This window comes from Streptomyces sp. NPDC054834 (assembly GCF_053611185.1).
This window is the reverse complement of the sequence record NZ_JBSGZV010000032.1, coordinates 94,235-108,159: the sequence shown is the minus strand read 5'-3', so window position 1 is coordinate 108,159 and position 13,925 is coordinate 94,235. Positions and strand designations below refer to the sequence as shown.

Here is a 13,925-nt window from a genome sequence, read left to right as displayed (position 1 = left end):
TCGGCCTACTCGGTGACCTTCAATCGATCACTCGGGAAGGTACGCCCTTCGCGTGCTCCCCGAGGCCCGATCCACAGGTCATGAGCATTGCTCGTGAAGATCACCGACTAGCAGGAAGGCTCTACCGACCATGGCGCTTCTCGCCGAGCATCACGTCACCGCAACCCCCGGCCGCTGCGTCGTAGAGGTCTACGACGCAGACGCCTTCCTCGGCGACGAAGCCGCTCTGGACGCCGCGGAAGTACAGGTGGCGGCAGGAAACGGCTACCACCTGTACTTCCTCAGTCTGCAACCCGACATCCCCGTCGAGGTCACCATCCGCATCTGGGACACGCCACCCAGCCCGCCGGCTGACGCGGAAGGCCATGTCGACATCAGCATCGAGTCCGAAACGGGAATCCTCGTCGTCGGCCAACTCGACCGCGGGCCCGCCGGCGAGGTAGCCCTGCCGAGCCCCGGTGTCTACGAGGGGCACGCCTGGTGGACCAACCGGCAGGCGACCGCCGACTACTACAACACCACCCTCGAGCGGCTCACCGACGACGCTTCCGACGACTGGCTGACTGAGGCCTGGAACAACTGCCCGGTCACCGAAGGCTACGTCCTGGACCTGGCCTACAGCCGAGAAGCCGAACCCGTCGATGACGAAGACATCTGGGCGTAGGAGCGAGTTCCGTGGCAGGGCTTCATGGTCCTGTCCTGCCACGGGCAGGCGATCGACTGAACTGGGCGATCATCACCATGATGATCCGGCGCCTGACCTGCGAAAGCCCCCGCGCCAGCCAATAGACGAAGAAGCCGCCACCCGCCAGTTGACCGCGCATTACACTCGGGGAAATTAGACCGCTGTCACCCGATCGTGCAGCAGACCCCCATGGCGAATTCGCCGACCTGATCGCCGGCTTGGCGACCAGGCTGACCAAGGTGAACGCCGCCACAGTCGTGGGCGACACCGACCGCCAGGCCGACAACCTCAGCAAGGCCCCGGCACGGTAGAGGCCTTCGCGACCGGGTTCACCTGGGACACGGGCGACCAGACCGTCGACTACTGGATCCCGCAGGGCATCACCACCAGCGCCGACGCCTACGGCGACGGGCTCTACCCCGCTGACGGCAGCAACAAGGTCGTCCTCGTCTCCTGGCGCTTCGAGACCGACCCCGACGACGGCAACCACTACCCCCTCGACAAGGGGATGCGGCTCACCTTCGTCGACCACAACACCGCGTCGTCACCGAAGTACCGGCACGTGCTGCTCGTCGAACCCGTCCTGAGCGGCGGCCAGTACTCCTTCGATCCCATCCACTCACATGCCGGCGGCATCATGTGGTACGGCGACCTCCTCTACGTCGTCGACACCTACAAAGGGCTCCGGGTCTTCGACCTGAACACGCTCTTCAAGGTCGCCACCACCGACAAGAACCAGTGCGGTCTGCAGACCGACGGGACGTACCAGGGCTACGCGTACAAGTACGTCCTGCCGCAGAGTCACGCCTACGACAACGCGGGGACGTATCTGCGCTACTCGACGATCGGGCTCGACCGCGCCAGCACCCCGGACAGTCTGGTGGTGAGCGAGTACTCCTCCTCCGGCACCGTCGACTACACGGACGGCAAGTTCAACGGCACGGGCCCCGGCACCACCACGCCCAAGGTCGTCCGCTGGACCCTCGACTACACCGACCGGCAGCCGGCCTCCCTCACCGCGACCGAGGCCGTCACCGTCCACCAGCCGAAGATCCAGGGAGTCGTGTCCCGCCAGAGCAAGCACTACCTCTCCGTCAGCGCCGGTAAATCCACCAAGGGCGCACTGCGCAGCTTCACCTCCGGCGACTCGACCGCGAGCACCGTCTGCGACCTGGCCATCGGGTGCGAGGACCTCAGCTACCACAGCAGTGGGGCGTCCGGCTGGGCCTACAGCGAATCCGTGATCTGGAACCTCAGCGAATACGCCGATCAGCGCTACGTCTACGCGGTTCACGCCGACGGCTCGTAGCCCCCGGAATCACCCGCACAACTGTGTCGCGCTCAGCCGTCGCAGTGCGCGGCGGCCACGGGGAACGTGGTGACGGAGTCCCTGTCGGAGGAATCGGTGTTCCGGATGAACCGGTAGCACTGCTGCTGTCCGGCGGCGTGCACGAGGGCGATGACGGTGACGGTGGTGCGCCGGCCGGTCACGGTGGTCACGTCGTAGGCGTAGTCGTCGGAGGCGCTGCCGGCCGGCGCGAGGAGTCGCTGGACCTCCGAGCGGGTCGCGGCCGGTCGGACGAGGGCGCGCAGGGCCTCCTGGGCGGCCTGGGCCGCGTCGGTGACCGGCTGCCGTCGCGCGCAGTCCGCATCGGACCGAGCGGTGACGGTGGCCCGCCAGGTGCCCGTGTCGCCCCGGAAGACCAGGGCGTAGCAGCGGGTCTCCGACTCCGTGCGGACGGCTCCCCACAGGGCGGGGCGTACCTCGTACGTGCTGGAGAACGGTGTGACGGCGGTCAGCCGGCCCGTGGCCCGGTCGTACCCGAGATCCGGCGCCACCGCGCCCCCTCCGGGACCGGGGTCTCTTGCGTCGCGCAGCACGATGTCCTGTGCGGCCGTACCGCTGACGGATGCCCGCGCCGCGGTCAGCGCCCGGACGGTCGCCGAGGCGGCCTGCCGGGCCTGCCGTTCCACCGCGGCCCGTGCTTCCGTACGGCGGTCCGCGTTGCCGGTGCCGGCCCGGTGGAACGTGTACGCCGTCCAGGCGAGGACGGCGCCGAGGACGAGGATCAAGGCGGCAAGTGCGGCCAGGCAGCCGCCGGTCACGGCGCGGGAGCCCCGCCCCGTGACCGGCGTGGAACCGGAGGTGCGTATCACTGGCTGCCCGTGTATCCGATGTCGGCGAGGGTCTGGTCCATCACTTCGGAGTAGGCGGTGGTGCCCCGGTCCTTGGGGTGGAACGACTCCAGGCTGGCGCAGACACCGGTGAGGGGAATGCACGGTATCGGATTGGCCGGATCGCCCGAGTGGTAGTCGCCGTCGCCGTTCGGTCCGGCCACGATGCGGTTGATCCACTCGTCGCTGTCACAGATGCCGTGGCCGTGGAAGGCGCTGATCGGGTCGGCGAAGGCCACCTTGATCCCCTGGTTCTTCAGTTCGGTGACCTTGGCGGCCTGCTTGTCCCGCAGTTCGTCGGCGAGGGCGTTCAGGGTGTCGAAGTCGGCCGTCAGGCAGGGATCGTCGGCGACGATGTGAGGGTAGCCCATGAGGACGATCTGCGCCTTGGGAGCCTTCTGGCTGATCTCGCGGAGGAGTCTGCCGGTCGCGTCGACAGCCGTGTCCATCTTGGCCGTGTAGTCGTCCTTGTCGCACACACCGACGAGATAGCAGTGGGTGACGGCATCGGTGAAGTTTCCGCCGTCGTTGCCGCCGATGGTGAGCACGACCAGGGTGGTGTCTTCGCTGAGGACGCCGGAGTCGATCTGTGCGATCTCGTGGAACTGGCCCTGAGCCTGCGGTTTGCTCGGATCGTCCCAGGCGGAGGGATGCACCTCCGCGTCGCTCTGCGTGATGTCCTTGCCCCGCACGTTCCAGGTGGAAGCGCCGGAGCAACTGACGTTCTCCAGATCGGCGACCGCGGAGTGGTCGTCGGAGAGGTCACCGAGGGGCGTGGCCTGGAACGGCAGGAGGATCTTGCGGCTCCAGCCGTGGGCGCCGCGTCGGCAGGCGTTCCACCCGGTGGTGCCGTGGGAGGTGTCGGACTCGCTGGAGTAGCTCCCTGAGCCCTCGCCCGAGGTGTAGGAGTCGCCCATGGCGACGACCATGTGCTGCGGTTTGCCCGGGAGCTTCTGGAAGGCGACCGAGGTGAACGCGACGTCCTCGTCGGCGTTGCCGTCGTCCGTGGTGTTCGTGAGCTCCACCTTGGGAGTGCCGGTGAAGTGGTAGACGCCGAGTTCGGCCCAGGTGTTCGCGCCGTAGTGGGTGTTGAGGTAGCGCTCGCGGTCGCCGCCCGCCACGCCGCGGATGGTGTAGTGGGCCTGCTGGGTGTGGGCGCCGGTGTCGGGCAGGTGCACGAACACCCGGGCCCAGCCGTCCAGGTTCTGGCCGAGGGTCCAGGTTCCCTTGACCGTCATGGGCCCGTCGACCTTGTTCCCGTTGGAGTCGGCCCCGTCGCCGAGGTGGGCTTCGTTACGGGTGTGGGCGTACCAGAAGTGGCCGTCGTATCCGCCTCCTACCTGGTACAGGTCGCCCTTCGCCTCGTACTGCCCGAGGCCGGGGCCGACCGAGCCGTCGGAGTTGAAGGTGAACTCGAAGCTCCCGTCGTCGGTGCCGGTCGAATCGCACAGACTGTAGGTGTTCGTGTTGTCGGGTACGGAATTCACGAGCAGCGTGCCCGCGGGCAGACCGTCGTTGGTGCAGATGGGGGTGCCGTACTTCAGCCGGGTGCCGCGTCCCGGTTCGGTGGCCAGGGTCTGGTACTTGATGTTCTCGAAGCCGCAGGTGGTGGCGCAGTCGCTCTTCCAGGTGGCGTTGGACTCGTGCCACCAGTACTTGGTGTAGCAGGCCGCGTCGGGGCAGTCGGGCGGGTTGGCCGTGTCGCAGCTGTTCTTGCTGTTGCAGAACGTGTCGAGCGACGGCGTGGCGTGCGCCCGGTTGTACTTCGCGCTGCCTGGGACCGAGTAGGGGTCGGCCGTGCCGTTCCAGTAGGAGGGGCGGAAGCCGGCCGACGAGAAGCCGGACTCGCCCGGCCAGTCCTGCCGGCCGGAGGTGGCGTAGGAGTAGCCGGTGTCGATGGACCAGGAGGCCCAGCCCAGCGCCTTCTCCTCGTACGGCCAGTTCTGCGGATGCGCGGCGTCCTTGGCGGCGTTCGGGTCGATGTCGGTGTTCATGAAGGCCGACCGGGAGGCGGGATACACGGGGTTGGCGGGGTTGTTGTACCAGCCGAGGCCCCAGTTGCCGTTCGTGCCCTCGTCCGCCTTCTTGTTGAAGCCCAGGTTGTAGTTCCACAGGGCGGCGAACCAGTTCTCGGGCTTGGCGGGGTCGTCGTTGTTGACGGTGATCGTCTGCCCCGACTCGTGGAGCTCGTTCCATTTGTCCGCGAGGATGTACAGGGAGGCGGCGACGTTGACGGAGTAGTCCAGGGCGACCGCGCGCTGGGTGGCCACGGGCAGGGCGGTCTCGCCCGCCTTCTCGTGCCCCGCGAGCCGCATGCCGTCGGTGACCTGTCCGACGCCGTAACCGCAGTCGGAGTTCGCCCAGTTGATCTTCCAGTACGCGGCCGGGTCGTCGCCCTTGTGGCCGTAGAAACCGGCGTAGGAGGCCAGCGGGTTGCCCATCTGGCCGGGGATCGAGCCCGGTTCGGCCTGCCACAGGTTCGACTCCTGCGCCATCACGCCGAGCAGCACGTTCGCCGGGATACGGCCGCCGCCGGTCAGGGACGGGCGGGGGAAGAGGCCCTGCGGGTCGATGGTGCCGAGCCCGATCTGGTTGCGCCAGCCGCCCTGGGTGATCCAGTTCGAGCGCAGATCACCGCGTACGGCCATGTCGACGGCCCACTCGACCTGGTTCGGGGTGGGTTGCAGGGCCTGTGAGTTCACGTCGTTGCGGGGGACCGAGCACCAGCGGTCGGTGTCGACCGGGTCGTGGGCCCGGGAGTCGGCGTCGGCGGTGAGGGTGGTGGAGGCGGCGGCGCCGGTGAGCGCGGGGGACACGGTGGTGCTTCCCCCGGCGGCTGTGGCCTCCGCCACCGACTGGGTGAGCTTGGCTTCGGTGGTGGTGGCCGTGGATGTCACGGTGGTCGGCTCGTCGTGGCCCATGGTGTCCGGCGCGCCCTTCACGGTGCCCTCCGGTCCCGGGCTGCTCTTCGTGAAGTTCTGGCCCGCGTCCTTGATCCGGGCCAGGCCGCGGCGGACGCCGGGGGTGATCACGGGGTCGACGGCGAGGCGTCCCAGGGTGGAGACGTCCGTGTCCGCGGGGGCGTCGAGGCGTGTGACGCCCGTGTCCTTCAGGTGTGTGGCGGACGGTTCTCCGGTGAGGAACACCCGGCCCTCGGCACCCTGGCGCAGATCCACGTCGCTGAGCTTGCCGGAGGCGATCACGGAGGGCTCGCCGCTCCCGGGCCAGAGTTTGGCGTGTGCGGTGGAGTCGCCCTTGTGGTCGAGGAAGGCGACGTGCCCGTTCGCGGTGAGCCGGATGTCGAACGGGACGCTGTCGGCAGTGGCGAGCGTCGTCACCTTGCCGGCCTTGTCGATGTGGACCAGGGCGCGCCCGCGTCCGCCGATCGTGCCGTCCTTGACCGGTACCGCGCTGGTGATCTCGCCCGCCGTTGTCGCCGAACCGATCGTGCTGCCCGCCGTGTTGACGGTCATTACCCGGGTCTTCGTCTTCGCCGGGTCGTTCATGTCGCGGAAGGCGGTGAACGCGGCCGTGTGCGTGACCGTGTTGCAGGACGGGTCGAAGTAGGCGAGCGATGCGGTGAACGGCAGTTTCACCACCCGGCCGGTGGCGGTGTCGACGATGGCGGCGAACGCGCCGCCCTGCATCAGGTCGGGCTCGTTGGTGAACGTGCGGGGCGCGTACACGGCGGCGATGTGATCCGCGTCCATGACGCACTGGTTGCCGATCCAGGTGTCCGCCGTCATCGCCGGCTCCGACAGCGAGGCGACGGTCTTCCAGGCGTAGGCCTTCGCCGAGTCGGCCACCAGGATCTTCAAGCCGTCGGTGTCGGCCGCGCTCGTCACCGCCCGGTCCTTGGACGTCTTCCAGCCTGTGCCGAGCTTCTTGCCCGGGTTGTCGACCTGGGAGGGCGGCGCGGATCGGGTGGACGGTCCGGGAGTCGGTGCCGCTTCCGCCTCGGCGGCGAGTGCCGGCGCGGCGGCTGGTATCAGGCCGGTGACCACCAGTGCGGCGGCCGTCAAGGCGATGGACGTGCGTGCCCTGCGTCTCAGTCTCAAGGGTTCTCCAAGGTCCGAAAGAGCGGTTCTCTGCACGGACTCCGCGACTGCATCGGCGCGCAGGCCGGCGGTCGGCCGGTCCCCTGGCGAGGGTGACCTGGTGGTGGAAGCGACATCCAACTCGGCCCGCAGCCACCGCAATTGGGGGCGCCGGCTCTCCCGCAGCCGACCGCCGGGCGATGCCTCGGCCACCGGCCGGGCGGGTGGTTTCGGGCCGGTGTCTCTGTTCGGGTGCTGCGGTGGTGGTGGCTATGTCCCCGCGGAAGGCGGTGAACCAGCTGACGATGGGCTCGTCACGGACGGGGAGTGCCCCGCGTGACCGGAGCTGCGGTGATCACCTCGAAGACGCCGTTGTCACCGACATACTCCGTGCCGATGACACCCGCGGCGGCCGGGTCGGCTCCGCTTCCGAGGCGCATGAATCCCCCTCATGTCCACATGGCAGACGGGGGCGGGCGGCACGGGTGCCACTGATCGTTCCCCCGGTGGGTGGCTGTGCCGTATCAGATGGCAGCAGCTTCGTTCTGTTTCGTTCCGCGCAGTTCAGGTCGACACCGGGAGTCACTCTAGCCACAACTTGCACATGACAAACAGGCTCGGCTGCTGGATGGCCTGAAACCATCCCCGGGCGGCATGTTCCTCAAGCCCGCTCGGTGCCCAGTGACCGCTCCGCCACCCTGGTCAGATGCCGGCCGAAGACCTCCCGCGCGTCCGGCGTAAGCGTCCGCAACGCCACCAGCGCCGTGATGACGACGTCGCAGAGTTCGGCCTCGACGTCCTGCCAGGTGTGGGTGACGCCCTTGCGGGGGTTGCGGCCGGTGGTGCCGATCACCGCCTGGGCGACCTCGCCGACCTCCTCCGAGAGTTTCAGGATGCGCAGGAGGAGGGAGTCCGCCGCGTCGGGTGGGCGGTTGGCGTCCAGCCAGGTCTGTAGGGCGTCGATGGTGGGCCAGAGGTCCGGGGCCTGATCGGTCATGGAACGCAGACTGCCATGGACCTCTCGGTCTGCGAACGGGGCGTCAGTCTCCGAACAGGGGTTCCTGTTCGCCTTCCTTGGACCTCTGGAGCCGCTTGTTCCGCGCCCCGATCACCACCGCCGTAGCCGCAGCCGTCACTCCGAGCGCCGTCGGGACCATCCAGCCGCGGTCGAGGAGGTGGCCGAGGGCGTGGTCGAGGGAGAGGCGGCCGGGGCCGGTGATGGCGAGGCCGGTGGCGGCCAGGGCCAGGGTGGCCGCGTACTCGTAGCCGCCCTCCTGGGCGAAGAAGCCGCTGGGCATGTGGACCGCCGCCGCGCCCGCCATCGCGCCGGCCGCCGCCGCGCCCGCCGCCGGGGTCGCGAGGCCCAGCGCCAGCAGCGTGCCGCCGCCCGTCTCCGCCAGACCCGCGGCCGTCGCGCTCGCCTTGCCGGGGGCGTAGCCGACGGACTCCATGAACTTGCCGGTCCCTTCGAGGCCATGCCCGCCGAACCAGCCGAACAGCTTCTGTGTGCCGTGGGCCGCCAGTACTCCGCCGGTACCCAGACGGAGCAGCAGCAGGCCCAGATCGCGTCGGTCGTAGCGGTTCACCGTCACGGTTGCTCTCCAGTCATACAGCCGGCAGAAACAGTCACCTTCGCGTTTCCACCGTCGCATCGTCCACACCTCTCCGCCCTGCCCGGCGTGCCGTTCGGGTGGCGGGGCCCAGGGAGCGGTGTGACTCTGGCTGCCATGACGATTCAGACAGCCAAGCTCAGCGATCCGGCCGTCCGGGCCTTCGTCAACGCCGTCAACGCCCATGACCGCGAGGGCTTCATGGCGCTCCTCGCGCCCGGCGCCACCATGTCCGACGACGGCTCCGACCGGGACCTCGCCGAGTGGATCGACCGGGAGATCTTCTCCTCTCACGGGCACTTGGAGGTCGACAACGAGTCCCGCGGCGGCCGTGCGTTCGTCGCCCGGTACCGCAACGACACGTGGGGCGAGATGCGTACCCGGTGGAGCTTCGTGGTGGAGGACGACGGGCGGATTTCGCGGTTCGAGACCGGGCAGGCGTGACTGCTTCACGGTAAGGGCTTGCCCTCGTGTGCGCTTCAACTTCTAGCGTCCTTGCCATGGAGAGCAACGAGAGCACCAGGACACTGGGACGTAGCGGCATACAGGTCAGCGCGCTCGGCTTCGGCTGCTGGGCCATCGGCGGTGAGTGGCAGGGCGCCGACGGGCAGCCCCTCGGGTGGGGCAAGGTCGACGACGAGGAGTCCGTACAGGCCGTCCGTCGTGCCCTCGACCTCGGCGTCACCTTCTTCGACACCGCCGACACCTACGGCGCAGGTCACAGCGAGCGCGTCCTCGGGCGGGCGCTCGGCAAGCGGCGGGACGACGTCGTCGTCGCCACCAAGTGGGGCAACGTGTTCGACGAGGACACCCGGACTCTCACCGGCAGCGACGATTCACCGGAGCACGCCCGCCGCGCGCTCACCGCCTCCCTGCGCCGCCTCGGCACCGACTACATCGATCTCTATCAGCTGCACCTGGCGGATCTGGACACCGGCCGTGCGGCCGAACTCCGGGACCTGTGCGAGGAGTTCGTCCAGGAGGGGCTCGTGCGCGCCTACGCGTGGAGTACGGACGATCCGGCCCGCGCCGCCGTCTTCGCCGAGGGGGAGCACTGCGCCGCCGTACAGCACACGCTCAACGTCCTCCAGGACGCGCCCGAGATGCTGGCGCTGTGCGAGCGGTCGGGGCTCGCGAGCATCAACCGTGGTCCGCTCGCCATGGGGCTGCTCAGCGGAAAGCGCCGGGCCGGGGACGCGCTGGAGGCCGGGGACATCCGCAGTCGGCCGCCGGCCTGGCTGGGGGGTTACGTCGACGGGGCGGGGGCCGACCCCGACTGGCTGACCCGGGTCGACGCCCTGAAGGACGTCCTCACCAGCGACGGCCGCACCCCCGCCCAAGGGGCCCTCGCCTGGCTGTGGGCGCGCAGTCCGCGTACCGTCCCGATCCCCGGCTTCCGTTCCGTCGCCCAGGCGGAGCAGAACGCGGGCGCCATCGAGAAGGGGCCGCTCACCTCCGGGCAGCTGGCCGACATCGACCGGATACTCGGGAGGTGAGCGGCCCTGATGGGCCGGGCGGGAGGGCTCGGTGGCCCTGGGCGCCTTAGCCCTGGGCGCCGTACTGAACGTAGGGCTGCTGCTCGGTCAGCGTGATCTGGCCCGCCTTGATGGTGGCCAGGCGTGGTGCGCGGCGGGCGATCGACGAGTCGTGGGTGACCATGATGAAGGTGAGGCCGTACTCGCGCCACAGGCCCTCCAGCAAGGCCATGATGTCGTCGCGGGTGCCCTCGTCGAGGTTGCCGGTGGGCTCGTCGGCGAGCAGTACCTTCGGCTTCTTGACCAGCGCGCGGGCGATCGCGACGCGCTGCTGCTGGCCGCCGGACAGCTCGGTCGGGACATGACCGAGGCGCTCGCCGAGGCCGACCGAGCGCAGCGCCTCCGCCGCGCGCTCTCGGCGCTCGGCGGGCTTGACGCCGAGGGGGACCAGGGCGGTCTCGACGTTCTCCTGCGCGGTGAGCGTCGGGATGAGGTTGAACGCCTGGAAGATGATGCCGATCTTCTCGGCGCGCAGCCGGGTCAGCTTGGTCTCGCTGATACGGGCGAGGTCCACGCCGTCCAGTTCGACGCTGCCCTCGGTCGGGCGGTCGAGACCGCCGATCATCTGGAGCAGGGTGGACTTGCCGCCACCCGTGGGGCCCTGGATGACGAGCTGGTCGCCGTCGGCGATGGTGAGGTCGACGCCGCGCAGCGCCTCCACCGTCTCCTTGCCGCGCGTGTAGCGCTTGGTGACGCCGGTGAGTCTGTACATGGGAACTCCGTAACGGGAAGCGACGGGAAGCGACGGGAAGCAGGGGGGTTACGAGACGCTGCGCAGGGCGTCGGCCGGGCGCATGCGGGAGGCGCGCCAGCCGCCCATGGCGCCGGCGATCAGGCCGCCGGTGACCGCGAGGCCCACCGCGAGCGCGATGGTGGTCAGGGAGACGGGGGCCGACAGGGCGATCTCCAGGGTGTTGGAGGCGGACTGCTGGCCGGGGCCGCCGCCGCCCGGGCCGCCGCCGGGGCCGCCGCCCGTGCCGCCACCGCTGTTGCCGAGCTGCGCGGTCAGCTTCGGGCTGATCGCGGTGACCGTGTAGGCGGCCGCGAGGCCCAGGGCGATGCCGAGGCCGCCGCCGATCAGGCCGTTGACCATGGACTCGCCGACCACCTGGCGGGTGACCTTGCGGCTCGGCCAGCCGAGCGCCTTGAGGGTGCCGAACTCACGCACGCGCCGGGAGACGGCGGAGGAGGTGAGCAGCGCGGCCACCAGGAAGGCGGCGGCCAGGACGGCGATGGACAGCCACTTGCCGACGCTGGAGGCGAGGTTGGAGGCGGTGGAGAGGGAGCCGGAGACCGTGGAGGCCAGGTCGGAGGAGGTGGTGACCGTCGTGCCGGAGATGTTGGACTGGATCTCCTTCTTCACGGCGGAGATCTGCTTGGAGTCGGTGGCCTTGACGTAGATCGTGGTGACCTGGTTCTTGGCGTCGCCCAGCGTCTGCGCCTGCTTCAGCGGCAGGTAGACGTCGGTGGTGGACTCGCTGCTGTCGGGGGTGGCGATGCCGATGACCTTGTACTTGGTGCCGGAGATCTTGAAGGTCGAGCCGACCTTGTACTTCTTCTCCTTGGCGTAGGACTTGCCGACCACCGCGACCTTGGCGTTGGTCTGCGCCGAGGTGAAGGTCCTACCGGAGGTGATCTTCATCGCGGCGAGCGGGCCGAGCTCCTGGTCGGTGACGTCGACGCCGGCCACGGAGTAGTTGTTCACGTTGAAGTTGGCGCCGCCGCCCTGCACCTGCGGCTGACCGCCGCCTCCGCCGCTGTTGCCGCCGGCCGGGGCGCCCTGCTGCTGGGAGCCGGAGGAGCCCGACGAGCTTGACGTGGAGGACTTCGCCTTGCCCTGGGTGAAGGAGCCGTCGACCTTGGTGACGTTCAGGGACAGGGCGCCGACCGCGCTGTCCACGCCCTTCTGCGCGGAGACCTTCTCCACCAGGGAGGACTTCAGGGCCTGGCCGCCCTGTGTCATGACCCGGTCGGAGCTCTGCGAGGTCTTGCTGCTCGACTTGGCGTCGAACTTGAAGTTCGGGGCCCCCTGCGAGCTGCCGGCCTTGGGTGCCGTCTGGGCCTTGGTGACGGTCATGTCCGTCCCCAGGCCGTACAGCGATTTCAGGACTTTGTCCTGAGCCTGCTGCATGCCGGCCGACACCGAGTTGACGGTGATGACCAGCGCGATTCCGAGCGCCAGACCCATCGCGATGACCAGAGCGGCCTTCTTGCGCCGGCTCAGCTCGCGCTTGAGATAGATGCCAAACATCCCGTTCCTCGAGGTTCTTGGCGCCCGCTGTGGGCGCGGCGTCGCCAAATTAGGGAGGAACCTTTGAGCGTGCCTGGGTAAAACATGTGTCAGGGCTGAGAAAGCGGGTAGGGGATGAGATTTTCGTATGACGGGCTCGGTGTACGGTCCCGGGATGCACGATTGTTCTCGGCTCAGTCGGCGTGCCGCCCTAGGTCTGACGGCCGCCGCCCTTCCTCTGTCGGCTGCCACGCCCGCGTCCGCCGCGACGGTGATAGGCGGAGAACGGCTGGCCCGCACCGGAATCCAGGTACGCGGCGCCACCGGGCTGCCCAGGAAGCTCACCGCCCGCTCATGGCTCGTCGCCGACCACGACACGGGTGAGGTGCTCGCCTCGTTCGACGCGCACCGGCGGCTGGCGCCGGCGTCCACGCTGAAGATGCTGTTCGCGGACACCGTGCTGCGGAAGCTGGACCGTGGGATGAAGTACAAGGTCACCGATGCCGACCTGGCCGACGTCCCGGCCGGTTCCAGCCTGGTCGGCGTCAAGCCCGGCATCACCTACACCGTCCACCAGCTGTGGCAGGGGGTGTTCCTGCGCTCGGGCAACGACGCGGTGCACGTCCTCGCCCACCTCAACGGCGGGCTGGCGAGGACGGTCGCCGAGATGCAGGCCAAGGCGGACGATCTTCAGGCCCTGGACACCCATGTGGTCAGCCCGGACGGCTTCGACCACAAGGGCCAGCTGTCCTCGGCGTACGACCTGACCCTTTTCGCCCGGCACGGGCTGAAGGACGGCGACTTCCGGGGCTACTGCGGCACGCGGACCGCCGACTTCCCGGCGGGCGGCAAGAAGACCTTCCAGATCCAGAACACCGACCGGCTGCTGACGGGGGCGTGGGGCCTCGGCACGTACGAGGGCCTGATCGGGGTGAAGAACGGCTACACCAGTCATGCCGGCAACACCTTCACCGGCGCGGCCGTGCGCGGTGGGCGCACCCTGCTCGTCACGGTGATGCACCCCAAGAGCGGCGGCAACGCCGTCTACGAGGAGACCGCCGCACTGCTCGACTGGGGCTTCGGCAGGGGCGCTTCCGCGCGAGAGGTCGGCACGCTGGTCGAGCCGCTCAGCGAGGGCGGCGCGAAGGCGAGCGCCAGCCCCACGCCGGCGCGCAAGACCGCCCAGGCCGCCGCCGGGGCACCGGGCTCGGCATCGGGCGGCTCATCGGGCTGGAGGCTGCTGGAAGGGGCCGCGGGGACGGTCGCCCTGCTGGGCGCGGGCGCGTGGGCACTGCGGCGGCGCAAGGCGGGGGCGGTCCCGGAGGGCAAGCCGGTCGCGGAGGGCAAGCCGGACGCGGAGCAGCCGGGCTAGGGTCTGGTGCGAAGGTCCCGTCGTCCGCCCGCAGGCGGGCGAGGGACTTTCGCAGCCGGGGCTGGTCGTCCGCCCCGTCGACGGTCAGGCAACGCCGCGAGCACGCGTGCCGGCCGTCGCGCGCAAGCCGAACACGGCGGCAGGCCCTGCCTGCTCAAGCGGCAGCCGTTCCACTCACCGGTGCGTACCCCGCGCTCCAGCGCGAAAGGTCCACCCCCACTCCGGTGCCGTGGAACGGCTGCCGCTTCCCCCCTCGGTGTGGTCGCGGAACACCAGTGCTC

At 69.5% G+C, this 13,925-nt stretch carries 12 protein-coding genes; 5 read left to right on the top strand and 7 right to left on the bottom strand.

Features of this window, described 5'->3' with window-relative positions; translation table 11 throughout:
* Window positions 1–130: 130 nt before the first annotated feature.
* On the top strand, window positions 131–664 hold the full coding sequence (locus ACWGJM_RS33450) for a hypothetical protein (protein ID WP_453415502.1): 534 nt from the start codon (window positions 131–133) through the stop codon (window positions 662–664).
* 529 nt (window positions 665–1,193) lie between these two features.
* Window positions 1,194–1,994 (top strand): hypothetical protein, encoded by an 801-nt coding sequence (locus tag ACWGJM_RS33445; protein ID WP_453415501.1) that lies wholly within the window; start codon window positions 1,194–1,196, stop codon window positions 1,992–1,994.
* Between the two features lie 32 nt (window positions 1,995–2,026).
* On the opposite strand, the gene ACWGJM_RS33440 is transcribed toward ACWGJM_RS33445, so the two are convergent.
* From ACWGJM_RS33440 to ACWGJM_RS33420, 5 genes are all read right to left on the bottom strand, one after another.
* Entirely contained in the window at window positions 2,027–2,842 is an 816-nt protein-coding gene (locus tag ACWGJM_RS33440) for a hypothetical protein (RefSeq protein ID WP_453415500.1), read from the bottom strand.
* Window positions 2,839–6,918: a golvesin C-terminal-like domain-containing protein gene (locus ACWGJM_RS33435; protein ID WP_453415499.1), complete on the bottom strand. Its 4,080-nt coding sequence runs from the start codon at window positions 6,916–6,918 to the stop codon at window positions 2,839–2,841. The genes ACWGJM_RS33440 and ACWGJM_RS33435 overlap by 4 nt, the downstream gene beginning before the upstream one ends.
* A gap of 293 nt (window positions 6,919–7,211) precedes the next feature.
* Complete coding sequence (locus ACWGJM_RS33430) at window positions 7,212–7,337, bottom strand: hypothetical protein (RefSeq protein WP_453415498.1); 126 nt, start codon at window positions 7,335–7,337, stop codon at window positions 7,212–7,214.
* 221 nt (window positions 7,338–7,558) lie between these two features.
* Window positions 7,559–7,894 (bottom strand): MazG-like family protein, encoded by a 336-nt coding sequence (locus ACWGJM_RS33425; protein ID WP_453415497.1) that lies wholly within the window; start codon window positions 7,892–7,894, stop codon window positions 7,559–7,561.
* Window positions 7,895–7,937: 43 nt separating this feature from the next.
* Window positions 7,938–8,483, bottom strand: coding sequence for a DoxX family membrane protein (locus ACWGJM_RS33420; RefSeq protein ID WP_453415505.1), 546 nt, complete (start codon window positions 8,481–8,483; stop codon window positions 7,938–7,940).
* A 141-nt stretch (window positions 8,484–8,624) separates the two neighbouring features.
* Between ACWGJM_RS33420 and ACWGJM_RS33415 the strand changes: the two genes are divergently transcribed.
* Both ACWGJM_RS33415 and ACWGJM_RS33410 read left to right on the top strand, forming a co-directional pair.
* Complete coding sequence (locus tag ACWGJM_RS33415; protein WP_453415496.1) at window positions 8,625–8,951, top strand: nuclear transport factor 2 family protein; 327 nt, start codon at window positions 8,625–8,627, stop codon at window positions 8,949–8,951.
* 56 nt (window positions 8,952–9,007) lie between these two features.
* Window positions 9,008–10,003, top strand: coding sequence for an aldo/keto reductase (locus ACWGJM_RS33410; RefSeq protein WP_453415495.1), 996 nt, complete (start codon window positions 9,008–9,010; stop codon window positions 10,001–10,003).
* Between the two features lie 46 nt (window positions 10,004–10,049).
* Here ACWGJM_RS33410 and ACWGJM_RS33405 read toward each other — a convergent pair whose 3' ends face one another.
* Entirely contained in the window at window positions 10,050–10,754 is a 705-nt protein-coding gene (locus tag ACWGJM_RS33405) for an ABC transporter ATP-binding protein (RefSeq protein ID WP_453415494.1), read from the bottom strand.
* A gap of 48 nt (window positions 10,755–10,802) precedes the next feature.
* Window positions 10,803–12,293: an ABC transporter permease gene (locus ACWGJM_RS33400; protein WP_453415493.1), complete on the bottom strand. Its 1,491-nt coding sequence runs from the start codon at window positions 12,291–12,293 to the stop codon at window positions 10,803–10,805.
* 154 nt (window positions 12,294–12,447) lie between these two features.
* Here ACWGJM_RS33400 and ACWGJM_RS33395 point away from each other — a divergent pair, with 154 nt between their 5' ends.
* The gene (locus ACWGJM_RS33395; RefSeq protein ID WP_453415492.1) at window positions 12,448–13,644 is read left to right on the top strand and encodes a D-alanyl-D-alanine carboxypeptidase family protein; all 1,197 of its coding nucleotides are present in this window, start codon (window positions 12,448–12,450) and stop codon (window positions 13,642–13,644) included.
* Window positions 13,645–13,925 lie beyond the last annotated feature (281 nt).